The sequence below is a fragment of the Priestia sp. 3CA3 genome (assembly GCF_056836725.1).
On sequence record NZ_JBXENJ010000004.1, the window covers coordinates 124905 to 149105 of the forward strand.

27 protein-coding genes are annotated in these 24201 nt (G+C 37.7%); 19 read left to right on the plus strand and 8 right to left on the minus strand.

Annotation, left to right across the window (positions count from 1 at the left end):
• The first annotated feature begins 4 nt into the window (after nt 1–4).
• Genes AC1VNJ_RS12450 through cobO form a run of 4 tightly spaced genes read left to right on the plus strand, consistent with a single transcriptional unit; the run spans nt 5 to nt 3315 of the window.
• Complete coding sequence (locus AC1VNJ_RS12450) at nt 5–1387, plus strand: cobyrinic acid a,c-diamide synthase CobB (RefSeq protein ID WP_033579165.1); 1383 nt, start codon at nt 5–7, stop codon at nt 1385–1387.
• On the plus strand, nt 1384–2154 hold the full coding sequence (cobA, locus tag AC1VNJ_RS12455; RefSeq protein ID WP_013057306.1) for a uroporphyrinogen-III C-methyltransferase: 771 nt from the start codon (nt 1384–1386) through the stop codon (nt 2152–2154). Before AC1VNJ_RS12450 ends, cobA begins: the two co-directional genes overlap by 4 nt.
• A gap of 20 nt (nt 2155–2174) precedes the next feature.
• A complete protein-coding gene (locus AC1VNJ_RS12460; protein ID WP_033579163.1) occupies nt 2175–2744 on the plus strand; it encodes a nitroreductase family protein in 570 nt (189 codons plus the stop codon).
• A 31-nt stretch (nt 2745–2775) separates the two neighbouring features.
• Nucleotides 2776–3315 carry a cob(I)yrinic acid a,c-diamide adenosyltransferase gene (gene cobO / locus AC1VNJ_RS12465; protein ID WP_034269191.1) on the plus strand — a complete coding sequence of 180 codons (540 nt, stop codon included), beginning with the start codon at nt 2776–2778 and terminating at the stop codon, nt 3313–3315.
• 26 nt (nt 3316–3341) lie between these two features.
• Here the strand turns inward: cobO and spoIIP are convergent, their stop codons facing one another.
• Both spoIIP and AC1VNJ_RS12475 read right to left on the minus strand, forming a co-directional pair.
• A complete protein-coding gene (spoIIP, locus tag AC1VNJ_RS12470) occupies nt 3342–4511 on the minus strand; it encodes a stage II sporulation protein P (RefSeq protein ID WP_034269194.1) in 1170 nt (389 codons plus the stop codon).
• Nucleotides 4512–4671: 160 nt separating this feature from the next.
• Nucleotides 4672–6240: an RQC-minor-2 family DNA-binding protein gene (locus AC1VNJ_RS12475; RefSeq protein WP_482640852.1), complete on the minus strand. Its 1569-nt coding sequence runs from the start codon at nt 6238–6240 to the stop codon at nt 4672–4674.
• Nucleotides 6241–6488: 248 nt separating this feature from the next.
• Here AC1VNJ_RS12475 and AC1VNJ_RS12480 point away from each other — a divergent pair, with 248 nt between their 5' ends.
• Both AC1VNJ_RS12480 and AC1VNJ_RS12485 read left to right on the plus strand, forming a co-directional pair.
• Nucleotides 6489–8081 (plus strand): APC family permease, encoded by a 1593-nt coding sequence (locus AC1VNJ_RS12480; protein ID WP_013057301.1) that lies wholly within the window; start codon nt 6489–6491, stop codon nt 8079–8081.
• A 155-nt stretch (nt 8082–8236) separates the two neighbouring features.
• Nucleotides 8237–8776, plus strand: coding sequence for an SMI1/KNR4 family protein (locus tag AC1VNJ_RS12485; RefSeq protein WP_482640853.1), 540 nt, complete (start codon nt 8237–8239; stop codon nt 8774–8776).
• Between the two features lie 42 nt (nt 8777–8818).
• Here the strand turns inward: AC1VNJ_RS12485 and AC1VNJ_RS12490 are convergent, their stop codons facing one another.
• Nucleotides 8819–9319 (minus strand): GNAT family N-acetyltransferase, encoded by a 501-nt coding sequence (locus AC1VNJ_RS12490; protein WP_033579159.1) that lies wholly within the window; start codon nt 9317–9319, stop codon nt 8819–8821.
• Nucleotides 9320–9589: 270 nt separating this feature from the next.
• Here AC1VNJ_RS12490 and AC1VNJ_RS12495 point away from each other — a divergent pair, with 270 nt between their 5' ends.
• Both AC1VNJ_RS12495 and AC1VNJ_RS12500 read left to right on the plus strand, forming a co-directional pair.
• The gene (locus tag AC1VNJ_RS12495; protein ID WP_033579158.1) at nt 9590–11080 is read left to right on the plus strand and encodes a sensor histidine kinase; all 1491 of its coding nucleotides are present in this window, start codon (nt 9590–9592) and stop codon (nt 11078–11080) included.
• A complete protein-coding gene (locus AC1VNJ_RS12500; RefSeq protein ID WP_013057296.1) occupies nt 11058–11741 on the plus strand; it encodes a response regulator transcription factor in 684 nt (227 codons plus the stop codon). The genes AC1VNJ_RS12495 and AC1VNJ_RS12500 overlap by 23 nt, the downstream gene beginning before the upstream one ends.
• A gap of 42 nt (nt 11742–11783) precedes the next feature.
• Here AC1VNJ_RS12500 and AC1VNJ_RS12505 read toward each other — a convergent pair whose 3' ends face one another.
• Both AC1VNJ_RS12505 and AC1VNJ_RS12510 read right to left on the minus strand, forming a co-directional pair.
• Nucleotides 11784–13403, minus strand: coding sequence for a SulP family inorganic anion transporter (locus AC1VNJ_RS12505; protein ID WP_108674749.1), 1620 nt, complete (start codon nt 13401–13403; stop codon nt 11784–11786).
• A gap of 16 nt (nt 13404–13419) precedes the next feature.
• The gene (locus AC1VNJ_RS12510; RefSeq protein ID WP_013057294.1) at nt 13420–14007 is read right to left on the minus strand and encodes a beta-class carbonic anhydrase; all 588 of its coding nucleotides are present in this window, start codon (nt 14005–14007) and stop codon (nt 13420–13422) included.
• Between the two features lie 248 nt (nt 14008–14255).
• On the opposite strand from AC1VNJ_RS12510, the gene AC1VNJ_RS12515 reads away from it, so the two are divergent.
• The 4 genes from AC1VNJ_RS12515 to AC1VNJ_RS12530 all read left to right on the plus strand — a co-directional run bounded on the left by AC1VNJ_RS12515 (nt 14256) and on the right by AC1VNJ_RS12530 (nt 17115).
• Entirely contained in the window at nt 14256–14918 is a 663-nt protein-coding gene (locus tag AC1VNJ_RS12515; protein ID WP_328132930.1) for a hypothetical protein, read from the plus strand.
• A 155-nt stretch (nt 14919–15073) separates the two neighbouring features.
• Entirely contained in the window at nt 15074–15520 is a 447-nt protein-coding gene (locus AC1VNJ_RS12520) for a MerR family transcriptional regulator (protein ID WP_033579154.1), read from the plus strand.
• Complete coding sequence (locus tag AC1VNJ_RS12525; protein ID WP_014459848.1) at nt 15490–16662, plus strand: MFS transporter; 1173 nt, start codon at nt 15490–15492, stop codon at nt 16660–16662. The genes AC1VNJ_RS12520 and AC1VNJ_RS12525 overlap by 31 nt, the downstream gene beginning before the upstream one ends.
• A gap of 153 nt (nt 16663–16815) precedes the next feature.
• Nucleotides 16816–17115 carry a TIGR04104 family putative zinc finger protein gene (locus AC1VNJ_RS12530; RefSeq protein WP_016764349.1) on the plus strand — a complete coding sequence of 100 codons (300 nt, stop codon included), beginning with the start codon at nt 16816–16818 and terminating at the stop codon, nt 17113–17115.
• A 32-nt stretch (nt 17116–17147) separates the two neighbouring features.
• Here the strand turns inward: AC1VNJ_RS12530 and AC1VNJ_RS12535 are convergent, their stop codons facing one another.
• The gene (locus AC1VNJ_RS12535) at nt 17148–18347 is read right to left on the minus strand and encodes a multidrug efflux MFS transporter (protein WP_033579550.1); all 1200 of its coding nucleotides are present in this window, start codon (nt 18345–18347) and stop codon (nt 17148–17150) included.
• A 323-nt stretch (nt 18348–18670) separates the two neighbouring features.
• Between AC1VNJ_RS12535 and AC1VNJ_RS12540 the strand changes: the two genes are divergently transcribed.
• From AC1VNJ_RS12540 to AC1VNJ_RS12570, 7 genes are all read left to right on the plus strand, one after another.
• Entirely contained in the window at nt 18671–19030 is a 360-nt protein-coding gene (locus AC1VNJ_RS12540) for an alanine:cation symporter family protein (protein ID WP_261763992.1), read from the plus strand.
• 178 nt (nt 19031–19208) lie between these two features.
• The gene (locus tag AC1VNJ_RS12545; RefSeq protein WP_033579152.1) at nt 19209–19571 is read left to right on the plus strand and encodes a YidH family protein; all 363 of its coding nucleotides are present in this window, start codon (nt 19209–19211) and stop codon (nt 19569–19571) included.
• 281 nt (nt 19572–19852) lie between these two features.
• Nucleotides 19853–20683: a YihY/virulence factor BrkB family protein gene (locus AC1VNJ_RS12550; protein WP_033579151.1), complete on the plus strand. Its 831-nt coding sequence runs from the start codon at nt 19853–19855 to the stop codon at nt 20681–20683.
• Nucleotides 20684–20831: 148 nt separating this feature from the next.
• Nucleotides 20832–21374 (plus strand): alkaline shock response membrane anchor protein AmaP, encoded by a 543-nt coding sequence (gene amaP, locus AC1VNJ_RS12555; RefSeq protein ID WP_034269223.1) that lies wholly within the window; start codon nt 20832–20834, stop codon nt 21372–21374.
• 15 nt (nt 21375–21389) lie between these two features.
• Nucleotides 21390–21599: a DUF2273 domain-containing protein gene (locus AC1VNJ_RS12560; RefSeq protein WP_033579149.1), complete on the plus strand. Its 210-nt coding sequence runs from the start codon at nt 21390–21392 to the stop codon at nt 21597–21599.
• Between the two features lie 27 nt (nt 21600–21626).
• The gene (locus tag AC1VNJ_RS12565) at nt 21627–22067 is read left to right on the plus strand and encodes an Asp23/Gls24 family envelope stress response protein (protein WP_034269226.1); all 441 of its coding nucleotides are present in this window, start codon (nt 21627–21629) and stop codon (nt 22065–22067) included.
• Between the two features lie 83 nt (nt 22068–22150).
• A complete protein-coding gene (locus tag AC1VNJ_RS12570; protein ID WP_033579147.1) occupies nt 22151–22609 on the plus strand; it encodes a 2-thiouracil desulfurase family protein in 459 nt (152 codons plus the stop codon).
• A gap of 48 nt (nt 22610–22657) precedes the next feature.
• Here the strand turns inward: AC1VNJ_RS12570 and AC1VNJ_RS12575 are convergent, their stop codons facing one another.
• The gene (locus AC1VNJ_RS12575) at nt 22658–22831 is read right to left on the minus strand and encodes a hypothetical protein (RefSeq protein WP_306460852.1); all 174 of its coding nucleotides are present in this window, start codon (nt 22829–22831) and stop codon (nt 22658–22660) included.
• A 123-nt stretch (nt 22832–22954) separates the two neighbouring features.
• The gene (locus tag AC1VNJ_RS12580; RefSeq protein WP_047750855.1) at nt 22955–24124 is read right to left on the minus strand and encodes an MFS transporter; all 1170 of its coding nucleotides are present in this window, start codon (nt 24122–24124) and stop codon (nt 22955–22957) included.
• Nucleotides 24125–24201 lie beyond the last annotated feature (77 nt).

Consider the following 24201-nt stretch of genomic DNA (forward strand, 5'->3'; position numbering starts at 1 on the left):
CAACATGTCAAACAGAAGACTCGTCATTGCCGGTACCGGAAGTGGCGTAGGGAAAACAACACTTACAATTGGGCTGATGGCGGCATTAAAACAAGCTGGTTATAGAGTTCAAGGGTTTAAATGCGGACCCGATTATATTGATCCAACGTATCATACGGCTGTTACAGAACGAGCGTCTCGTAATATAGACAGCTGGATGCTTGAACACGATATGGTTAGGGAAATTGTAGCTCGAGCTAGTGAAGACGCTGATATTTCCATCATGGAAGGAGTTATGGGATTTTTTGATGGGAAAAATCCGTTAACGAACGAAGGGACAACAGCAGAAATCAGCTTAATCACCAATAGCCCTGTCCTTTTAGTTGTCAATTGTGCTAGTATGGCTAGAAGTGCAGCGGCAATTGTAAAAGGGTTTCAGCAATTTTTACCGGAAGCGAACATTGTCGGTGTAATTGCTAACCGAGTTGGAAGTGAAGGGCATTATAAACTTGTTAAGGCAGCGATTGAGCAGGAATGTCATATCCCTGTAGTAGGCTACTTGAAAAGAAACGATGATCTTACGATTCCTGAACGTCACCTCGGGCTGATCCCGTCGATTGAACGAGGAGAATTAACACCGTTTTTTGAACAGTTAGGGCAGCTTGTTCATGATACAATTGATATTGAAAAAGTATATGAACTGGCTTTAGCTCCTAAAATAGAAATTAATGATCCTATCTTTACAAAGCCGTCCGTACCTCAAGTGAAAATTGCTGTGGCAAGAGATGCCGCTTTTAACTTTTATTATGAAGAAAATTTCGAATTGTTAAAAGCTTACGGAGCAGAGCTTGTAGAATTTTCGCCTTTAAAAGGAGAGACGGTTCCGCAAGATGCTGATGGCCTTTACATAGGAGGCGGATTTCCAGAAGAATTTGCTGAAACGCTGGCTCAGCAAATTGACGTTAAAAATTCTGTTCGAGCAGCCATCGAAAAAGGGATTCCTACACTTGCTGAGTGCGGAGGCTTTATGTTTTTAACAGATGCTATTGTCACAACAGATGATACATGCCATGAAATGGTGGGGCTTATTCCCGGACAAGTAAGAATGCAGACAAAATTGGCTGCTTTAGGGTACCGAGAAGTGACGGGAAAGCCAGGGAATTTTTTATTTAAAGGCGATATACAAGCTAAAGGCCATGAATTTCATTATTCAACCTTTCATTCAGAGAAAGAGTTTTCGCCTGCCTATGATACAAAAGGGATGCGAGGAATGAAAGAAGAAGGCTATATGAACAATAATTTAATTGCCGGCTATACGCACTTTCATTTCGGCTCTTCTACGAAGATGGTAGAAAACTGGGTGGAACAGTGTAAAGCGGTAAAAAAAGAAAGAAGAGATGCCGTGTGACAGTTGGAAAAGTATATTTAGTAGGAGCCGGACCAGGAGATCCGAAGCTAATAACCGTATATGGAATGGAGTGTATTCAAGAGGCGGATGTCATTTTATATGATCGCTTAGCTAATGAACAGTTATTAAACTATGCTAAAAAAGACGCGGAGCTTATTTTTTGCGGGAAATTACCGGGCAAGCACGGAGTCATCCAAGATCGTATTCACGAACTGCTTGTTGAAAAAGCACTTCAAGGAAAAGTAGTGACGCGCTTAAAAGGAGGCGATCCTTTTGTGTTTGGCCGCGGAGCAGAGGAAGCTGAAGTACTTGCTACTCAAGGAATTCCTTACGAAGTCGTGCCTGGTATCACGTCAGGAATTGCAGCTCCAGCTTATGCAGGAATTCCTGTTACCCACAGAGATCATGCCACTTCTTTTGCGATTGTAACGGGGCATGGAAGAGAAGAAAAAGGAAAAGATTATTTAAACTGGTCAGCGCTTGCTCAAGGAATAGATACAATTGCGTTTTATATGGGCGTTGGAAATTTACCTCATATATGCAAGCAGTTGATGGACCATGGACGAGATAAACATACGCCAGTAGCGCTTGTTCAATGGGGAACGACGAAGTATCAGCGCACCGTAACGGGAACGCTTGCCACAATCGAAGAAATAGCAAAAAAAGCAGAAATTGCTCATCCTGCCATCGTGCTTGTAGGTGAAGTAGTGACAATTAGAGAAAAAATAAAATGGTTCGAAGAAAGAGCGGAAAATATTCTGCTTTAACGTTAAAAGGAGGAGACAATATGACGATTATTTCACAGCTAAAAGAACGAAGAGCGGTACGAGATCATGAACCGCGTGAAGTCGAACAAGAGAAAATCGAACAGCTGCTTGAAGCAGCGACGTGGGCTCCAAATGACAGAATGAGAGAGCCCTGGAGCTTTTATGTGATTCAAGGAGAAGCAAAAAAGAAGTATGAAGAACTGGCTGAAGCGTATCTAAAGGAGCGCTTTCCGACAAAGCCTCATTTAGTAGAAAGTTCGTTAAAAGCAGTGAAAAATACACCTGTACATATTGTTGTAACAGCTGATACAGTTGAAGGAGACGAAGAAGCCACGGAAGATAACAAATATGCGGTTTCGTGCGCGATTCATTCCATGTGGCTAGCAGCTAAAGAATTAGGGCTTGGATTCGTTTGGAGAACAAGAGGAGTTGGTCTTGTTCGAGACGAGCGACTGTATGAGTTTATCGGAAAGCCTGCAGGTAAAGTCGTGGTAGGAAACGTATTTTTAGGCTATCCAAATGAAGAGTCTCTTACAAAAATGAAAGAGCCTGCTAGAACATCGTTTACAGAAAAAACAACATGGCTGTAAACTGAAATTCGAAGAAAAAGAGGTTTTTAGATTGAAAGACAAACGGGGTCTTACGTTAATTTATACCGGAGACGGAAAAGGGAAAACAACCGCTGCTTTAGGTCTTGCGTTGCGCGCTACGGGACGCGGACAAAAAGTATTAATGATTCAATTTATTAAATCTCCTCAGCGTACATATGGCGAAAAGCTGATGTTTGACAGAATAGGAATTGAAATGATTCAAACAGGAGTCGGCTTTACGTGGACAAAAACACCGCCTGAACATCGTGAAGCTTTGCAAAAAGCCTGGGCGCTCACGAAGGACAAAGTCTTCTCGAACGAATATGATGTGGTTATTTTAGACGAGTTAAATAATGCACTGGCTATCGAGAAATTTCCTATTGATGATGTGCTACCGCTACACGAAGTAATTGACCTTATTCAAAAGCGCCCTGAGCATATGCATTTGGTCATTACCGGACGTTCTGCCAAAAAAGAAGTGATGGAAGCAGCAGATCTTGTGACGGAAATGAAGCCTCATAAACATTATTACGATGAAGGAATTCCGGCTGTAAAAGGAATTGAATTTTAAAAAGCCCTCACTGAAGAGGGCTTTTTTTATGGAGCAGGGGCATCTACTTTTTCAGCTTGCCAGTAAAATTGGCTAATGACATCAGACAGTGCTTTTGTTGTGTTGGTTAGTTCATCAAAGTTATTGTCAACTCCACCCACTTCGATTAAAATCGCATTTTTGGAAACATCTTGATTATATACACCGTTACCGCTGGATTTGTTTTTGCCAATAACTCCGCGGCTTAATCCGGGATATTTCTTTTCAAGTCCTTCATGAAGCGCTTTTGCCATTTTTAAGTTTTGTTCAAAGTTTTGATTCGCTTTTCCTAAAACAAACACAACTTTTGCATACGATTTATTGTTAATCTTAATGGTTGTATTATCTTTTCGAAGCGAATCTCGGTGCAAATCGATAAAGTAAGTTAAATCTCTATTTTCAGTCATCGCCGTTTCAATGACTGTGCGAGACATGGCGTACGATTGATTGGTGTTCCAACCTTTTTCTTTTAATTTCTGTCCAATATTGGTTTGATCAACTTCTGCCCCAATTCCCTGAGCCTCTAAATCTTTTCCTAGCATATTTGCAACAATATTAATATTTGTTTTGCTATCCACTGCTTTATTAGCATCTGGATCACCTTCAAGTCCTAACAGAGGCAAGTAAGATTCCCAGCTGTGCGTATGATAAATATAAAATACCTTTTTCCCGCCAGTTGTATTATTATTTTGAGCGTTCGTACCATTGTTTTCTTTAGGCTGCTGAACTTTTGTAGTAGAATTTCTTTCTTTTAGCGTTTCATCTAGCGGCGGTGCAGATTCTCTAGGGAAGTTTGTGAAATTTGTGCCTTCACCGGCGATAATGATATTGGAGTCGTAAATACTAAATCCAGGAAGTTCGGAACCAAACAAGCTTCTCGCGTCTTCTGCTCGAATACTTGTTGATAACTCGAGCAGTGTAGAAGAAAGACCGGGAGGTGAGTAGTTTTTATCAAAAGCCGTTGAAAAATGATGGTTTTCTTGGCTCATTAAATAATAAAGACTTTCTGCTTTATGCTTTGATAACGTTTGATAGACAATAGAAGAATTGAACTGTTCTTTAAATGCTGAGTAACTTACTAGAACAATGATAGATGATGTCATTAAAACAACGGATAAAATAACAAGAACCATCTTATATGTTAACACTACAAAATTGGCGCGATTACTAGATTTCAATGGCGAAATCTCCTCTCTATGTCAGCGTCAGGCTAATAGGTATGAAGGACTTTGCTAATCTAGTAATAATTATATGAATGGAATTTTCTAATTATGATAAGCATTTAATAGAGAAAGTAGTCTTCAAAATCAAAAAAGAAGAATCACGTGAGATACAATCTCATATTCTCCGTGATTCTTCTTCAAATAGACCTCGGATGGCTTCTCCTTTTGGAGTGAGGCTGAATCCTTTTTTCTCTTTTTTAAGCAGCTGATAGTTTTGTAATTCTTGTAAATACGTAACAATGCGCTTGCGCTTTACGGAATTTAATAATCCAAATGCGGGTATTTTATCGAGCTCTTTTTGACGAATGCTGTTAGTAGAAACGCCTTCTAAAATTTGTACGTAACTCTGCTGAGTTTCCGTGTTTTTTAAGGTATCTATAAGCGTTAATAACTGTAACATTTGGTTTGAATCGAAAGTTATTTGACCGATTTTTAGCGGAGTCAAAAGCAGGTTCTGACGCTGCTTATGAAGTTCATTTTCTATCTTAGCGCTTATTTCTGTCAGCTTCGTTTCTATTTCGTTTGGACCCATATAACATATAAATTTGTTTGTTTCCTGCAGCAGGGTGACATCTGAAAAATCCCACTGTGAAAACCATTGTATGGAACCAATTTTGAGATTGGCATTCGGTGTTTTTACTTGTAATACGTTTTGAATGAAGGAAAGAAAAGGATCATTTTCCCGTAAAACTTGTTCTTCATTAAGTTGATAAGTGGTTAGGCTGCACAATTTGTCTTGGATTTCTTTGATGTGCACTTCATGATGCTTTAAAAGACTTTTCCACTTAAAAAAGACAAGCAGTTTTTGAATCACTTCTTCATTTTCATCTATAATCTCTTCGAACTGCCGCTGAGTTGTAGCTAATCGTTTGGCTGCTAGCACTACATTATACTCATCACCGAGTGAAATAGCATCATTTGTGACATCATATGTTACAGCGAGACCTCTGTTTTCTGAAGTTAAGCGAATGATCTCGTTTTCTCCGTGAACAGTTAATACCGTATCTTCCGTATCTGCAAATCCTCTCTCAAAGGCGGTGGAAGAAAGAGAGCGAAAAGGTCTCATAATGATTTCAATCCGATTGCGCCAAAAAGCAATTTGCTCAGGGTTTTTCATAATAAAAAGCAAAGGTGATTTTTTTGATTGTTCAATTGCTTCAATCACATCTGCATTTCGGTGATAAAGAGAAATGAGGGGATGTTTGAAAAAACACTTATTAATATGTTGAATCCATTCTTCTTTTGAAGAATCATGTATTCTAGCGCAAAACATGTAATCTTTCATAATGCTTCCGAGATAATTTTCCAACTCATTTTTAGTCAAAACCGTAAAATCTTGAGAATAAAACTCATCATGATGAATAGGAATGCCGCAATTCTTATTATATTCTTTCCATAGAAATGAAATTGGTTTCCAAAAGTAAGGATAAACGTCTTCATTTTTATCAATTGCGACGGGAAAACCGCCCCTATGATTTCCATATAAGAATGTTTGAAAAAGGATGATATCTTCTTGAGGTAACTGATTCATTGCTCGCTCAAAGTAGTCATTTAAACGTCCAAGCAGCCCTTTAGTATGTTTACTTCCTACGGATCGAATCGATTTATTCTTACGTCCGAGCGGAAGGAATGTTAAGTGGTTGTAAGCAGTAAAATCAACAGGCAAATTCTCTGGTAAAGTCATTTATCTAACTCCTTTCATTTATTGAGTATTTTACCCATTAAAGAAAAGAAGAAAAAGTTTTAATGTGTCTTGAACGCAAGAGTAGTTTTTAAAATTTTCTGTTAATTAATCTGCAGAAATAAAGAAAAGGGATTCAAAGTAATTTTGAATGGGTATAGTAATAAAAATTTTGACACATATTATCGAATATATATGAATGTTGTCAAAAAAACCAACAAAAGTGATGATTCATCCAAAGGAGGAAGCTTATGGAGAATAAAGGTCCGTTTAAAAAGACGATATCCCTATTAGATTTAACATTGATTGGATTAGGGGCTATTTTTGGTTCCGCTTGGCTGTTTGCCGTTAGTAATGTCGCTACGCAAGCAGGTCCTGCAGGAAGTTTTTCTTGGGTTATTGGTGGAGTTATTATTTTATTAATAGGCCTTGTATACGCTGAGCTAGGGGCTGCCTTGCCTCGTACAGGAGGAATTATTCGATATCCTGTTTATTCACACGGTCATCTTGTAGGCTATATGATTTCGTTTATTACGATCGTAGCTTACACTAGTTTAATCGCTATCGAAGTAACAGCAGTGAGACAGTATGTGGCCTACTGGTTTCCGGGTTTAACAAAATCTGGATCTGATTCACCGACGATATCTGGATGGATTCTACAATTTGTGTTGCTTTGCTTATTCTTTTTACTCAATTACTGGAGTGTAAAAGCATTTGCCAAATCGAATATTATTATTTCTATTTTTAAATATTTTGTACCGCTTACTGTAATCGTAACGCTGGCATTTTATTTTAAGTCAGGAAACTTTACGATGGGAGAGTTTGCTCCCGGGGGATTTGATGGTATACAGGCCGCCATTGCTACAGGCGGGGTTATGTTTGCTTACTTAGGCCTTCATCCGATTGTATCGGTAGCTGGAGAGGTGAAAAATCCTCAGCGTAATATCCCAATTGCTCTTGTGATTTGTATCATTCTAGCGGCACTTATTTATACCGCTCTACAAGTCTTATTTATCGGGGCCATTCCATCTGATATGATTAAAGGCGGTTGGTCCGGCATTCAAGATAAATTTTCACTGCCGTTTAAAGACATCGCTGTTGTTCTTGGTCTTGGCTGGCTAGCAACACTTGTTATTTTAGACGCTATTTTATCACCGGGTGGTAACGGTAATATTTTTATGAATACAACCTCTAGACTTATCTATGCTTGGTCTCGTAACGGTACGTTATTTAAAACGTTTGCTCATGTGGATAAAAAAACAGGGATTCCACGATCATCTTTATGGCTTTCATTAGGACTTTCGATTTTTTGGACACTGCCATTTCCTTCGTGGAATGCACTCGTAAACGTATGCTCTGTTGCGCTTATTCTATCTTACGCGATTGCACCAATTTCATCAGCGGCCTTTATGGTGAACGCAAAAGATTTGGAAAAGCCTTTTAAATTAAGAGGAATGAGTATAATTGGTCCATTATCCTTTATTTTTGCTTCCTTTATTGTGTACTGGTCAGGATGGAAGACTATTTCGTGGCTGCTAACTTCTCAACTGGTCATGTTTGTTATATATTTGATTTTTGCTAAATATGTGCCTAAAAATGAAGTAAGTCTTCGTCAGCAGATTAAATCAACATGGTGGCTAGTTGCTTATTATATCATCATGCTCTTTATTTCTTATATCGGTTCGTTCGGCGGAGGGAAAGGTTTAATCGATACGCCTGTAGACTTAATTATCATAGCGGTCGTATCTCTTGGGATTTATTATTGGGCTAAATATACGGGCCTTCCAAAAGCGCTTATTGATTACGATCACCATCCTGAACAGGAAGAAAAAGCGCCTGTATAACCTGTAAAGCAGCGACATTCGCTGCTTTTTTCTATGTTATGCAAACATGAATTTCTAAAGTTTATCGTATAATTGAGTAGGAAAGAAGGAATTAGCACATTATTGTTTAATTAATGTAATGTAACCGTTTTAAATCCAACGCTTGGAGGAAGAGTATGATTGAAAAAATAATAAATTCACTTCGAAAGCGGCTGTGGGAAAACAATAATGTTATAGAAGTGTGTAAAAATGAAGGAGAAGTATACAGAACCACTTGTAATTTTTTTGATGGAGTAAGCAAGAACCAACTGCAAGTTTTTGAAGAAGAAATGCATGTATCACTTCCTGAAGACTACAAGCAGTTTTTACAGCTAACAAATGGGTGTAATTTGTTCATTGATGCTGACAAAAAAATAACAGGGAATCTTTATAGCTTAGAAGACGTAAGAGAAACAGCTTATAAAAGTCAGAGTCTTTATATGACAATTGGGTCTGTCGGAGAAGAAGAGATTATCATTGACTCTAAAAAATCAGCGCATCCTGCATATATAATAGTAAAAAAGCAGAACGTATCGTTTCAAGATGCACATGTATTACATATGAATTTTCAGAAATGGCTGGATTGTTTTATAGTGAGTCAAGGGAATTGTTTTTGGCACTGGAATAGGCTTTGTAATAAAGCTCATTCAACGGATAAAAAGACAACGGCTCAATAATATTATCTTCTAATAAATAAACGAGCACACTAGTGTGCTCGTCTATTTATTAGAAGGAAGACGTTCCCAACCGTATGCTTCGTCTTCAACTTTAGTTTCTCCAAATTGACTTGTACGATTCAAGCTTTTTTTGCCGCCTAATTTTTTATAAAACTGAACGGCTTTCTTATTTTTCTTCATGGCCCAAATAATCATAGACGTATAGTGCTGATCAGTAAATTCTTTTACTGAATGAGAAAACAGAAGACGACCAACTCCTTGGTTTTGCACTTCCTTGCAAACGTATAGCGCGTATATTTCAGCAGCGGACAAATGAGGTTTACCTGCTGAAAAGCCGACAATCTCTTCTCGTTCATCGATAGCGAGCAAAATAAAATGAGAAGGCTCGGTAAGAAAAAGGGACCACTTTTCTGCACTTTGTTTATAAGACAAGTTGTTTAAATAAGCATCAGGTACTAACCCTTTGTATGTAATGCGCCAGCTGTCTACGTACAGACGGGCAACAGAAGGGATGTGAGAGGAAGTAGCTTTAATAATTTTCATTAAAAAGTCTCCTTTTTTAAAATATTAAGGCATATAATATACCTTTCAGCCTAAGAATATTATGAAAAATAGATCATAATTTTCCAGTAATTCATAAAATGGTAAAAAAGGTGGTGTTCATTCTCACTCTATCACGGTAAAGTGAGAATATACATTTGTTTTGTTGTTTTAATTTTTACTATATGTATAATGTCTAACGATCTATTTGTTATTCACCTTTACTAGTCTATCAAATAGTTTTGTTAAAGCCAAAGGGGCATAGGGTAAGTCATGTCAATTCAGCTGCGTTTTGTTTTAACGTATATCAGTATTGTGTTTGTTTTTATTATTTTGCTTTTTTTATCGGGCTTTCTTATTTTTTTCTCCATTACTGGAGACGCCGATTTTGTAAGAAAACTGTACAGCCACTCCTATGAGTATAAATTGTTAACGCCAGAAGAAGAAAATGCATTCTTAGATTTAAAGTTATTGAGTGAAAAAAAACCAGAACAGCTGCTGCGGCCGGAGACAGTTAAAAAATATGAATTTGAAAATATTGATATTGTGATTCAAAAAAACACAGAGGTTGTATATGCTTCAGAATCCATTAAAGGAGAAAACCTTCGTAAATACTTGCCAAAGCATCAAAAAAGTAAAGGAAATCATTCGTATCAGCAGGACATGCTGCGCATAGGCAAGCAGTATTTTACATATATCAACCTTGATTTTCCTTTCTCAAATCAAGAAAAAGGAAGCATTTACGTTTTGCGAAAAATCAGCCCTTATGTAGGTATTATTAATCGGATTTTCCCTTTTTTAATCTTTCTACTATTAATTTTAGTCATTGTGATTATTGGATTTTTAAACTATCTTGTTTCAAGAAGCATTATTAAACCCATTCGTGAATTAAAAGAAGCGGCCGAAAAAATAAAACAAGGTGATCTTCACTTTGAGATCTCTGCTAATTCAAAGGATGAAATAGGCGAATTAACGCAAGCTTTTGAAGAAATGAGGCAAAAACTAAAATCTTCTGTTGAACTGCAAATTCAATATGAAGATAATCGAAAGCAGCTGCTTTCAAGTATTTCACACGATTTACGAACTCCCATTACTTCCATTGTAGGATATGTAGAAGGAATTCAAGATGGCGTGGCTAATACGCCAGATAAGCTTTCTAAATATTTGTTAACGATTTCAACGAAAGCAAAAGACATGAATGCGTTAATTGATGAGCTGTTTTTATTTTCTAAATTGGATTTGCACGAAATTCCATTTGTGTTTAAAAAACTTAATATTTCTGCCTTTATGGAAAGTTATGTGCAAGAGCTTCAGTTTGAAATGAGCGAACATGATATTGATGTTTTATTTTCTAATGATTCTCTAACGACACTGTATGCAAAGGCAGATGCTGAGCAGCTGCGAAGAGTTTTAATAAATTTAACAACCAACAGCATTAAATTTATGGATAAAGAAAAAAGAAGAATCGATATCGTTCTTTCTGCTACCGAAAGTGAACTCATTATTGAAGTAAAAGACAACGGCTCTGGGATTTCACCGGAAGCATTAGCGCATATTTTTGACCGGTTTTATCGAGCAGAACAGTCCCGCAATAGCAATACTGGAGGAAGTGGACTTGGACTGGCCATCGCAAAACAAATTGTTGAACGCCACGGGGGAGACATCTGGGCACTAAGTAAGCTTGGCGAAGGAACAAGTATTTTCTTTTCTTTGCAAAAAATGAATGAAAATGGTGATACACATGAAGAAGATATTGTTAATTGAAGATGAAGTAAGTATTGCTGAATTGCAAAGAGATTATTTAGAAATTAACGATTTTGAAATAGACGTTCAATATAGCGGGGATAAGGGATTAGAAAAAGCGTTAAATGAACATTTTGATTTGGTTATTTTGGATATTATGCTCCCTAAAGTGAGTGGATTTGAAGTGTGCAAGCAAATTCGAGCTGCAAAAGATATTCCAATCATTTTAGTTTCAGCTAAAAAAGAAGAAATCGATAAAATTAGAGGGCTCGGGCTAGGTGCAGATGACTATATTACCAAGCCATTCAGCCCTGGGGAGCTGGTCGCAAGAGTCAAAGCGCATTTAGCGAGATATGAAAGACTCTCTGATAAGCAGGAAAAGCGTATGATTCGCATTCATGGTTTAGCCATTGACACGCTCGCTAGAAGAGTATTTGTGAATGACAAAGAAGTGTTTTTTACAGCGAAGGAATTCGATTTGCTAAAGTTTATCGTTTCTCATCCAAATCAAGTATTAAGTAAAGAACATCTATTTGAAAAAATTTGGGGATTTGATTCTTCAGGAGACATTTCAACCGTAACAGTTCACATTCGAAAACTAAGAGAAAAGCTAGAAGAAAACCCAGCAGATCCTCAGTACCTAGAAACGGTTTGGGGAGCAGGGTACCGGTTTAATATTTAAAAAAAGAGATCCGAACGATTAATCGTTCGGATCTCTTTTTTATTACGTAGTAACGATTCTATGACGAGCTTTAATCTTACTCACGGGAGGTTCGGAAGAAAATATATTTTTTTCACCGATTTTATCATATAGACCGGTTGACTTTAACATTTCTTTCGGCTGGTGCTGTAAGCCAGAAATAACGACTTGGCTATGCGAATCTTTCAACCGTTCGACCACCTTTGATAGTAAAGCTTCTCCAGATGTATCAATAAAGGATACTTGGCTCATTCGAAGCAATAAAACTTTCGGTTTCGCTTCGACGATGTTATCAAAAGAATCTTCCAGTACTTCAGCCGATCCAAAGAAAAGAGATCCTTGCATGGTATATTCCATCAACTCAGATTTGTTAGCGTTTTCAGATGTTTCCGCTAAAACCTTTGAAATCTTCAGTGATCCGCTCATTCGTTTCACGAACATGACAATAGCTAAAAGTAGACCCACGCCTACACCTGTTGTTAAATCGATTGAAACTGTTAATAAAAACGTAGCTACAAGTACAAATGAATCAGCTGACTTGGTTTTTAAAATATGCGCAAATTCTTTACGCTCACTCATATTCCAAGCCACAAACATTAAAATAGGTGCCATACTTGCCAGCGGAATGTTTGATGCATAAGGAGCCAGCATCACAAGGACCGATAAAACAACTAAGCCGTGTATGACTCCTGATAACGGAGAAGCCGCCCCGTTTTTAATATTGGTAGCTGTTCTGGCAATGGCACCAGTTGCTGGAATTCCGCCAAATAGAGAGGTAGCAATATTAGCAATTCCTTGACCGACAAGTTCTTTATTGCTATTATGCTTGGTTTTGGCCATATTATCAGCAACAACAGCCGATAGTAAAGATTCAATACCTCCAAGCATCGCGATTACGCAGGCAGCCGGAAATAGCATCACGATGTTATCCCATGTTAAATCTGGGAAGCTAAAAGATGGTAGTTTACTCGGAATGGCACCGTAAGTAGAGCCAATCGTTGCAACTTTTCCTGGGAACAGTGTAATGGCTACAAGTGTGGAGACAAGAAGACCTAGAAGGGCACCTGGAATTTTAGGTAAAAACTTTGGCGTTGTAATAACGATAGCTAAACAAATAGCGGCTATGATAACGCTGTAAATGTTAATCGTTGCAATTTTTCGTAGGATTTCAATCATATTTAAATGAAATTCCTCATGTTTTGCAATTCCTTTTAATCCTAAAAAATTAGCGATCTGACCTGAGAAAATAATAATCGCAATTCCTGCTGTAAATCCAATCGTCACAGGGCGCGGAATAAACTTTATAAATTTCCCTAGCTTAAATACTCCGAGAAGCGTAATCATAATTCCAGCCATAAAGCCGGCAATAATGAGGTTCTCATAACCATATTGCATGACAACTCCAAGCAGCACCGGAACAAATGCACCCGTTGGACCTGCAATTTGAAATTTCGATCCGCCTAATATTGAAACCATAATCCCTGCGATAATGGTTGTATAAATCCCATATTCAGGTCTTACACCAGAAGCGATGGCAAAGGCCATCGCTAAAGGAATAGCAACGACCCCAACAACCAAACCGGCGATAATGTCTTTTTGTAAATGCCCTGCTGAATAGCCTTGAAATCGGTTATCTTTTAGCATTCAATAGGATCCTCCTTCATGAGCTTACGGTTTCAGCTCGGTCTTGGGAATAGCCGTTTACAACGACGTCAAGTTTTCCTGTTGAAGGATGAATAACCATTCCAGAAACAAGCACGTCTTTTGGTAATAGAGGGTGATTTCGAATCATATCCACACTGTTTTCGACACTATCCTCTACACATTCAAACCCAGTCAGCCATGATTCTAAATCAATACCAGCATATTTTAGATTACGAATCTGTTCCGTGCTAATCCCTCTTTGTTCAGCAGAGGCTAAAATAGCTTCAGCTTTCATGCCCGTCATTCCACATTCATGATGACCGATGACACATACTTCATCAGCTTGCAAAGCGTAGACGGCAACTAAGATACTTCTCATGACGCTACCAAAGGGATGGGAGATAACAGCTCCGGCATTTTTCACTATTTTTGCATCTCCATTTTTTAGCCCCATAGCTTTAGGAAGTAATTCTAACAAACGTGTATCCATACAAGTTAAAATGACTATTTTTTTGTTAGGAAATTTGGATGTTTGAAAAGCCTCAAATTGATTATTGGTTACAAATTTTTCATTAAACTTTAAAACTTCAGATAGACAAGTCATTGTTTTCCTCCTGCGTTATTTATTTTTAACTTATTTTTTAGTCTAAAGATAAAGTTTAAAAACGAACTAAATAAAATATTAAAATTTTCTTAAAATATTCAGAAAAAACTTATAAATAAACAGAAATTATATGCGTGAAATTATGTAAGCGCATTCTTTGTTTGTTTTCGTGAAAAATAGGAATTATATGTTAAAATGGTACAAAGTTGGAATTTTATAAAAGAATGGTAGAGAGGAGGAAGGCAAAAGTGAAGGTTCTTATAGTAATAGGCATTATTTTCTGTTGTTTAGTAGGGTGCAGTTCTAATGCCCAAGTCACCAACGACAAAGAAATGGGAGAGAATATTCAGCAATCATTTGAAAAAAAAGGTGTAAGCTCAGTGGATGTATCGAAGTTAAGTGATTTTAAATGGGAAAAAGGATATTTATTCACAAACAAAAGCAAGAAAGCCGACGTAGAAAAACTTGTAAACGCACCGGTTAGTGAAGAAGTGATGAAAAAAATATCTGCTGCTGATCAAATGCTTGTGTTTGTACACGAAGGAGAGGTTGTCCGCTATGTAGAACTACCCCAAGATTTCATAGCGCATGATAAAAACCAACTTGAATTTTCATCTTCTCATTCGGAACTAAAATTTAATAAAAACAGGGAGGGCAAGCCTATAAAAGCAGGAGATAAAACGTTAAGTTCAGAAGATGCTTTAACTGTAGAATCAATTATGAAACAAATTCAATGGAAAAAAGCTGATTACAGCGTCGCTCTTGACCCAGATGTACAGCTTACTTATGAGGGCGCTGTATATAATGTACGATTCACCTCCGATAGTGCGGAACTTACTTCTAAAAAAAGAGGAGTGTACGGTAAAGTAATAGGAGAAACAGCACAGCAGCTATATGACATATTGATGTAACCTATTGATTTTTCAATAGGTTTTTTTGTGCACATATTTTTAAGATTTACATAAAATACCTTAATATTATTGACATTAACGTTAACGTTAATCTATAATGAGTATATGAATTATTAACGTTAACGTTAATGTTAATGAGAGGTGAGGTGAAACATATGTATTTAATCGATGACGTGACGAAAATGACCGGTTTGACCAAGCGAGCTCTTCGGTATTATGAAGAGATTGGACTCATTTTACCCCCGCAGCGCACAAAAGGAAATGCACGAATTTATTCCGAAGAAGAGGTAAAAGAACTAAGAAAAGTAGCAGAAGCAAAAGAAGTTCTCGGTTTTTCTCTACAGGAGCTGCAGCAGTTTATGTCGCTTAAAAGAATGATTGAAGAAAGAAGTGAGCGGCAAGGATTGTCATTGAAAGAGATCACGCAAATAGAAGATTTGCTAGAAAATCAAATCAAGATGATTGATTTTAAAGTCGTAAAAATGCAGGCATTTAAAACAGAATTAAAAGAAATGCGAGAATCTGCTATGGCAATACATGAAAAAACAAAAACAAAAGGAGAGATGAAAGAGTGGAAGGACAGCATTCAAATAACCGATTAGGTCAAATTATTACGGTAGTAGCTACTTTTTTAGCATTTATGGGAATTGGAGTAGTAGATCCGATTTTACCGGAAATTGCTAAGCAAATTGGAGCTTCTCATTGGCAAGTAGAAATGTTATTTACTTCCTATTTGTTAATGATGGCTATTATGATGATTCCAGCAGGCATCCTAGCGTCACGTGTAGGAGACAAGCGCTTAATGGTAACAGGACTTATCATTGTGACGATTTTTGCAGCCCTATGCGGGTTTTCTAACAACATTCCTCAGCTTTCCATTTTCCGAGCAGGTTGGGGACTTGGTAATTCGTTTTTCTTTGCAACAGCTATGACGCTGCTTATTGCATTATCAGGTGAAGTGAAAAAAGCAGTAGGATTATATGAAGCTGCAATTGGTTTGGGGATGGCCGGAGGACCGCTTGTAGGAGGCGTGTTAGGAAATGCTTCTTGGAGATTGCCGTTTTTCGGTACAAGTGCTTTAATTTTTATCGCCTTTATTTTAGTATTAACGATTGTTAAACAGCCTACAAGCACTAAACCTCGTAAAGCAGCAGGTTTTAAAGACATGGTTAAACTTTATAAATTAAAACCATTTACTCAAGGCGCTGTATCAGGCATGCTTTATTACTACGGATTTTTTACAGTGTTAGCTTATACGCCGCTTATTCTATCGATCGGAGCTCTTCAAATTGGTTTTGTTTTCTTTGGATGGGGATTATGTTTAGCTTATGGCTCAGCGGTTTTAGCACATCAGTTAGAAAAAAGATATCAGCCAAAACAAGTGTTACATGTTAGCTTAATTGTTTTTTCACTTATTTTAATTTGTTTATTTGCCTTTGATGCAACATGGTTGCGCATTGTTTTAATTATGGCAGCAGGTCTTGTATCAGGACTTAATAATGCCTTATTTACGAGTCATGTAATGGAAGTATCTCCTTATGAACGAGGAATTACATCTGGAGGATATAATTTCTTAAGATGGTTAGGCGCAGCGTTTGCTCCTTTATTATCAGGAGTTATCGGCAATGCCGTAGCGCCTCAAGCTCCTTTTCTTGTAGCAGCGATTCTTGGATTGCTCGCTTTTGTTATTATGGTTATAAAAGTAAAAACAACTTCTCAAACGAATGAAGCTGTTTCTAAATAAACGTTGAAATAAAAGGCTTTTTCCTGTAAAAAGCCTTTTATTTTGTTTTATGTTATAATAGTAAAAACGTTTTTAATCATAAAAATGAAACTCTTTACCAACTTGTACGTATACTTTATATGTACATAAATTCTTTTTAGGAGCGTGATGCCCATGGCCACCTGTCAAAATTGTAATCATAAATGGAACTGGAGGACAACCTTTAAACAACTGTTAACATTTAGAAACGTTTTAGAATGCCCACACTGTGACAAACAACAGTATATCTCTGCAAAATCCCAAAAGCGATTATCAATCTACTCATTTGCACCCCTTATTATTTGGCTTATTCTCTCACTATTTGACTTTTCCTTTCCATCCATTGTTGTCGCGGAGCTTATTTTCTTCATAGCAGCGGTTGTTATGATGCCACTTTCTTATGAAGTAAGCAGCGAAGAAGAACCCTTGTGGTAATAAAAAAACCTTCCGTTAACACGGAAGGTTTTTTATGCGGCTTTACCGTCTAGCTGCTGTCTGTGATGGCGCTGATAATACACCCACCCAGCATTCAACAGTAGAAGAACACTCGTTGTTAAAAATACGTAAGGAATTCCTTTAGCTCCGGCAATTTGTCCGCCAATCACTGGACCGGCTAAATTCCCGAAGTATTGTGCTGTTTGATTATAGCCAAACATTTTACCTGTAATCGAGTCCGGCACAATTTTCTTCAAATAAGAATTAATAGAAGGTAACAATCCTCCCATTGCAAAACCGAGTAAGAAACGTAGTAAAAATAGCTGCCAAGTACTATGCACAAAGGCCTGCAAGCCGCAAATAACCGCTACGATAAGCAAGCATATTTGAAGCACATTTTGAGGACCCACGCGATCGCTGATTTTGCCAAGTCTGGATGCAGCCAAAATATTTGAAATTCCTGTTGCCGCTACGACAAAGCCTGAAATAAGGGCAAGATGATCGGTATGAGTAGACAGTTGTTTTACATACAGTGTAACGATTGGCTGAATAGCCATAACCGCAAGCTGCAGTAAAAAAGTTGTAACAAATACACCAATCACGGCCTTTGAATTCTTAAGAGAAAGTAACCCAATGTTAGACTCTTTCGTCGTTTTCGCCGTCTCTTTTTTGTCTTCTTGAATTAAATTTACAATTAAAAAAGACAAAAACATAAATGCACCTGTCACGAAAAAGACGTGACGCAATCCAATTGTATCTCCTAAGTAGCCGCCTACTAGCGGTCCTAATAAAGATCCTGATACAGCCCCTGTAGACAACGTCCCTAATGCTTTACCGCTGTGCTCTTTAGGTGTTTGAGTCGCTACTAACGTAATGGCTGCAGAGATGAAGCCGGAAACGGCCCCCATTAAAAAGCGCAGTCCGACAAGCTGATAGACATTTTGTACAAAACCAATAGAAGTCATAACAATTGCCATACCCAAGCTTGCGCGAAGGAGCATCAGCTTTCGACCGTATTTGTCGGCCAAACTTCCCCATAAAGGAGAAACAATAGCGGCCATTAAAAAGGTAGCTCCAAATGCAATACCAGCCCATCTGCTGATGGAGCTTGTATCGTGAACCCCCAGCTTTTCAATATAAAGCGGTAAAAACGGAATAACTAAACTCATCCCGGCTGTGGTGCAAAAAGAACCGAACCAGCAAATGTACAAGTTTCGTTTCCATAATTCCATTCTATTTCCTTCTTTCGTTGTGCCGCATAGCGTAAAAACAACAAAAGAGCGAAACCATACGGCCTGCTCTTTTAGCGTACATGCAGCATCTTTTTATCAGCTTAAATTATACCACATATCAGAAATATTTAAAAATAAAATGATTCACTTAGTGAACTATTAACATGAAATGAAAACAGAAAGATGTGCTGCGGTTACACTCCGCCTAGAACATAAAGTGACCCTTAGTTCACTCATTACCTTATGCTGTAACAGTAGGGGATATGTAAAGAATTTATGCTTCACTGAAAAAAGCGTCAGATAATCTGTCTAAAATATACGTTATATCCACACAGTATTATATTGCGGAAACGAACTTAGCTTACGTAATGAAAGGCAAACAAAATAAAATAGTATCCATGATCCTTAAGGCAGCTCTTTTAGCCACTACTTTGTACGGGTCTATCCGAACAGCTGAAACTGCATGGGCATTAGCAGACATCGGAGTTGGAATAATGGTTTGGCTCAATTTGATTGCAATTTTGATTTTAGCTAAGCCTGCTTTAATAACCTTAAAAGATTATCGCGAGCAGAGAAAACAAGGAATAGATCCTGTCTTTTCTCCTGGGAAATTAGGAATTCAAAACGCTGATTATTGGGACGAGGAATATCAGCATGATCAAGATAAAGAAAATGTTTCATAAACTAAAAAAAGCCAACTGGGGTTGGCTTTTTTTAGTTTGTGAAGAAGCTCTTTCGACCGCTTGAAAATGGTAATGATTCGTTTTTTTCGGGTATAATGTGGCATGAAGCGTCCTCAATTTATTTTCGTTTGAGCATTTATTTATAATAGAAGACATATAAAAGGACGGTGGTATGTGCATGACTAAAAAAGAAAATGAATCTATTTATATTCAGCAGCACTTAGCAAATGAACGAACGTATTTAGCGTGGATTCGAACGTCTATTGCTACACTCGGCATTGGTTTTGTTGCAGGAGGCCTGCATTTCAATTCCGGAAAAAAATTAAGTGAAGCAGCCGATACTCTTATTATTGCTGTTATCATCTTTTCTTTAGCTGCAAGTGCAGGTTTGCTTCTTTTCTCAACCTATCATTATTTTTCAACACGTAAAAAAATTAACAGCCAAACGTATCAATCTTCTCACGCTTTGGTTCTTTTCGTTTCAATGATTATGCTGATGCTGATCGGGGCTCTTATGTTTTACTTTTTTAACATAGCGTAAAAAGTTTAAGGTGTAAGAAAAGAGGGAATACACCCCCAAAGAATTTACGGTTTTATGAAAGAAAAAGAAGATCTATTGATATGGTGGTAATGGCAGATGTAATTATAATAATATCTTCTTTATGAACCGGCTGTATAATTTTACAGGTTAAATTCTTTGTTAACCGCGGATAATGGAAAAGGAAAGCTTTATAAGCCGAAACTTATCCAATCCATGTTGAACATAAAAAATTGAATATGAATTTCACTGTAGGGTGAAGCGAAAGTAAAGGAGAACGCTGTATGATTCAAACATCTAAGACCGTTGCCGCTCGTTTTTTTACGGAGCGTTTCTTTGATCAGGCTGCTCAAACAGCCTACTATTTTTTGTTATCTTTTGTACCGTTTATTATCTTTCTTTTTTCTCTGCTGAGTTTTTTTCCAATTGATACAAACAATTTGCTGATATTTATTGAACCATTTACACCTAAAAGCGCCTACGACGTAATTGAACGGTCAATTGAAACAGTTAACAATAGCGGGAAAAAAGTTTTATCTTTTAGTTTATTGGCGACTTTTTGGCTCGCATCTATGGCTATACAATCTTTGGTTCGTTCGTTAAATGACGCGTATCATATTCAAAGAAAACAAACGTTTTTGCGCGGTTTAATCAATGATTTAATTTTAACTTTTGGTTTTATGGTTGTAGTAGCTATTTCATTATTTGTACCAATTATTGAAGAGGTCATTCGACATTTGGTCCTAACAAAAGTCCATGTTCCTGACATATGGTTTCAAAGCTGGACGACAATTAGATGGGGAATTGGGACATTATTTTTATTAGGCTTTTTTATTCTTTTTTACAAACTGATGCCAAGCGCAAGAGTAACGTGGAAAGATGTACTTCCAGGAGCTGTTTTCTCCACGCTAGGATGGCAAGTTGTATCTACCGGATTTGGATACTATGTCCAGTTTGGAAGCTACTCGCAAATCTATGGTCAGCTTGGAAGTATTATTATTTTAATGGTCTGGTTTTATTTAACGGCCGCTATTTTATTAATTGGCGGTTTAATAAACGGTAATAAGTTCATCAAAGCTCACAAGACAACGTATAGAGACGTGGAAAACGACTAGGGAAACCTAGTCGTTTTTTTTTATATTCAGTTTTACAGTTAAAAGGTTTATTAAAAAAATATCGCGGGTAACTATTGAATATCTCGTTGCCTTTCCTATACACATAACTAAAAAACAGTAGGAGTTCACGTTGAGATGAGGTGGAAAATTGAATAATTTTAATCGGTTTTTAATCGCAGTTATTGGAATTGCAGGACTGATTTGTTCCGGTATGTTAGCACTGATGGTTTATAGGGTTCCTCACCTTTCGAACTGGGTAGAAAAGTGGCAGCATCAGGAGTGGTTTTACTACACGATATTATCAATAAGCGCATTTTTAGCTGTTATTTTTATTATTTTTCTTTTAACAGGCATATTTAGCAGACCGCCTAAAAAGAATTTAGCAATTGTAACAGGCGAAGGCAAAATAACCATTTCTAAAGCCACGATTGAATCTACAGCTTTGCGAGCAATTAGAGGCTTTCAGGGAATACGCTCTCCTGAAGTCCAAGCATCTATTCATTCTCGCAAAGAAAGAGTTAGTCTATATATTAACTGTTCGCTGTTTGGACGAGATGGGCTACCAACACTAGGAAAAGAGATGCAGCTTGAAACAAAACGCGCCGTGGAGGCCTTACTTGAGCTTCCCGTTCACTCCGTTCGTATTGACTTAACAGATACACAAACACGAAAGAAAGAACGTGTTGTGTGATGAAGGAGGGACATAATGGGTACTCCAGATAAATTGATTCCATACCGTGGCCGAGTACTTGGTATTCTGGCAGGTTTAGTGTTGGCAATTTTACTATTAACAATTGGTTTTGGCCCCACGCTGCTAATCGTAGCTTTTATGGGAATTGGTTATGTAATTGGGAAGTGGCGAGACGGTCATTTAGACATACATGCCTGGGTAGGATTCTTTACTAGAGGAAGATAGAAAATCACTTTAAGGGAGATGTTCGTTATGGCAGTTAATGAAACAAATACAGCAGTAAAACCTCAGGAAAATACACATCAAAATACATTAACATTTGAAGATCAAGTCATTAAAAAAATTGCTGGAATTGCAGCTAATGAAATTAAAGGGATTTTATCAATGAGCGGTGGATTTATGAGCGGGTTAACAGATCGCTTCCGCAGCACGGAAGACATCACAAAAGGGATTAACGCTGAAGTTGGAGAAAAGCAAGTTGCTCTTGATTTAAAAGTAATTGTTGAATACGGAAAAAATGTTCCAGCGATTTTCTCCGAAACTGTTCATAACGTGAAAAAATCAGTTCACGATATGACGGGCTTAGAAGTAGTAGAAGTAAATATGCACGTAGAGGACGTAATGACTCGCTCTGAATTTGAAGCAAAAACGGATCGAGACAAAGAGCAGGAGTCAAAGCGTGATCTTGAATAAAATATAAAAGGTAAACACTTCCATTCGTCATATATTCTTTGTATGATGAATGAGAAGTGTTTTTTTATGGGAGGGAGAATTCTGTGATATTGGTTAGTTCTTGCTTAGCAGGTCAAGCTTGCAGATATAATGGAAGCAGTGCCTTAGTTAAGGAAATGGAAGCGCTCGTTGAAAATAAAGAAGCGGTGATGATATGTCCGGAACTGTTAGGTGGATTTCACACGCCTAGAGAACCGGCAGAAATTATAAAAGGAACGGGAATAGACGTAATAAACGGAAATGCGCGAGTTATTGAACGATCGGGAAAAGACGTGACAGATATATACATAGACGGGGCCTATAAGGCACTGAACATCGCAAAAGAAATAAAAGCTACTGTTATTGTACTAAAAGAAAACAGTCCTTCATGCGGAAGTGAACATATATATAACGGAGCATTTCTAGGTGTTAAAATAGCCGGTGAAGGGGTAACGACTGCGTTGTTAAGAAAGCATGGTTTTATCGTTATATCCGAATCTCAATTTGCAGCTAAAATGTATTAAGAGCAATCACAATGACAAGAGGATGGGACAGAACGAAATGAATCCAACTCAAAGACAAACAATTTGGATGCATGATCTGGACTGCTTGCTCGACCGCTGTTGATTTCCGTGCAAGGCTTCGCTTTCCGCGGGCGGCCGATGAGCCTCCTCGTCGCTTCGCTCCTGCGGGGTCTCATCTGTTTCGCTGTTCCCGCAGGAGTCTTCACCTTGTCCTCCAACCAACAGCTATAAGTACCTGCGTTCACCATGATTATAAAAAAACACGAACTATTTATCCATTTTTGATAGATAGTTCGTGTTTCACTTTTATGAAATTATTTTTATCCAATCTCTTTTTGTAAAAGCTTATTTACTGTGAAGCGTATCTGCTGTGCTTTCTGTTCGTGTTACCGCATAAAGAGAGAAGCAAAGACCAAGCAATACAAAAATAGACCCGACCCAGCCGTTATAAATAACAGAGTATTGATTAACGACAATTCCTCCGACATAGGAGCCGATCGCAATTCCTACGTGTGAAATCGCTGCATTGGTGCTGATTAAAATGTCCGACGTGTCGCGTGCACTATGAATAATTAAATTGCTTTGAGCCGGTGAGACCGCCCAGCTGAGCGCACTCCAAATAATCATAAGAAGCAGGAACACAACGAATGGCAAATGAACGCCAAAAGGCATAGCAATCATGCTAACAAAAAAGAGAGCAATCATGGTGATAACAGACGAAGAAGGGTTCCATCTATCAGAAACAGCTCCTCCAAGTCCTCCTCCTGCCACTGCAGCAAGACCGAAAATACCATAAATAATGGTCACCATCGTTGTATTTAATCCTAGCGTTTCTTGTAAAAATGGCGTGAAGTACGCATAAAGCGTTAAATGACCCGCCAGTACAAACAATGTTGCTAGGTGAATAGCAAGCATTTTTTTATTGCGTAAAGCTTTTACCTGAGTCTTTAAAGGTACAATTGGAGCGGGAGCTAGACGTTCCATTGTAAACCAAACGGTAATCATAATAATAGCAGTTAAGATTGCAATCATAACAAATACTTGACGCCAGCCAAGCGCATTTCCAATCAAAATACCAAGAGGAATACCCAAAACAAGTGAGCCGCTGATTCCCATAAACACAACGCCAATTGCTCTGCCTTGATATTCAGGCTTTACCATTCTAGAGGCCATTGTGGTAGATAGGACAATAATAAAAGAGCCGCTCGCAGCAGCGAGGATACGCCCGATTAATAGCATATAATAACCTGAACTGTAGGCTGAAAATACATTGCTCAATAAGAAAATAAATAATGTCCACATATAAACTTTTTTCCGCTCTATCTTAGCCGTCACATTTAGTAAAATCGGCGCAGACAAAGCATAAACAAACGAATAAATAGAGATTAAATAACCTGCTTTTGCTAGTGATACATGAAATGCATCGGCAATTAAGTCCAAGATGCCTCCTAGAATTAATTCGACCGTTCCAACAACAAAAGAAGCAATCGCAAGTATGTAAACTTTTTTATTCATCAAAAAACCCCCTCTTTAAAAAGTTACAACTAGAATAGTAACCTTTTTTAGAGTGGATTTCAATAGGTAATATTAAA

Excerpts from the sequence above, each read along its gene's own strand:
- AC1VNJ_RS12450 (WP_033579165.1), top strand. The coding sequence starts at position 5 with ATGTCAAACAGAAGACTCGTCATTGCCGGTACCGGAAGTGGCGTAGGG.
- AC1VNJ_RS12460 (WP_033579163.1), top strand. The coding sequence starts at position 2,175 with ATGACGATTATTTCACAGCTAAAAGAACGAAGAGCGGTACGAGATCAT.
- AC1VNJ_RS12475 (WP_482640852.1), bottom strand. The coding sequence starts at position 6,240 with ATGACTTTACCAGAGAATTTGCCTGTTGATTTTACTGCTTACAACCAC.
- AC1VNJ_RS12480 (WP_013057301.1), top strand. The coding sequence starts at position 6,489 with ATGGAGAATAAAGGTCCGTTTAAAAAGACGATATCCCTATTAGATTTA.
- AC1VNJ_RS12485 (WP_482640853.1), top strand. The coding sequence starts at position 8,237 with ATGATTGAAAAAATAATAAATTCACTTCGAAAGCGGCTGTGGGAAAAC.
- AC1VNJ_RS12490 (WP_033579159.1), bottom strand. The coding sequence starts at position 9,319 with ATGAAAATTATTAAAGCTACTTCCTCTCACATCCCTTCTGTTGCCCGT.
- AC1VNJ_RS12495 (WP_033579158.1), top strand. The coding sequence starts at position 9,590 with ATGTCAATTCAGCTGCGTTTTGTTTTAACGTATATCAGTATTGTGTTT.
- AC1VNJ_RS12500 (WP_013057296.1), top strand. The coding sequence starts at position 11,058 with ATGAAGAAGATATTGTTAATTGAAGATGAAGTAAGTATTGCTGAATTG.
- AC1VNJ_RS12505 (WP_108674749.1), bottom strand. The coding sequence starts at position 13,403 with ATGCTAAAAGATAACCGATTTCAAGGCTATTCAGCAGGGCATTTACAA.
- AC1VNJ_RS12510 (WP_013057294.1), bottom strand. The coding sequence starts at position 14,007 with ATGACTTGTCTATCTGAAGTTTTAAAGTTTAATGAAAAATTTGTAACC.
- AC1VNJ_RS12520 (WP_033579154.1), top strand. The coding sequence starts at position 15,074 with ATGTATTTAATCGATGACGTGACGAAAATGACCGGTTTGACCAAGCGA.
- AC1VNJ_RS12530 (WP_016764349.1), top strand. The coding sequence starts at position 16,816 with ATGGCCACCTGTCAAAATTGTAATCATAAATGGAACTGGAGGACAACC.
- AC1VNJ_RS12535 (WP_033579550.1), bottom strand. The coding sequence starts at position 18,347 with ATGGAATTATGGAAACGAAACTTGTACATTTGCTGGTTCGGTTCTTTT.
- AC1VNJ_RS12545 (WP_033579152.1), top strand. The coding sequence starts at position 19,209 with ATGACTAAAAAAGAAAATGAATCTATTTATATTCAGCAGCACTTAGCA.
- AC1VNJ_RS12550 (WP_033579151.1), top strand. The coding sequence starts at position 19,853 with ATGATTCAAACATCTAAGACCGTTGCCGCTCGTTTTTTTACGGAGCGT.
- AC1VNJ_RS12560 (WP_033579149.1), top strand. The coding sequence starts at position 21,390 with ATGGGTACTCCAGATAAATTGATTCCATACCGTGGCCGAGTACTTGGT.
- AC1VNJ_RS12565 (WP_034269226.1), top strand. The coding sequence starts at position 21,627 with ATGGCAGTTAATGAAACAAATACAGCAGTAAAACCTCAGGAAAATACA.
- AC1VNJ_RS12580 (WP_047750855.1), bottom strand. The coding sequence starts at position 24,124 with ATGAATAAAAAAGTTTACATACTTGCGATTGCTTCTTTTGTTGTTGGA.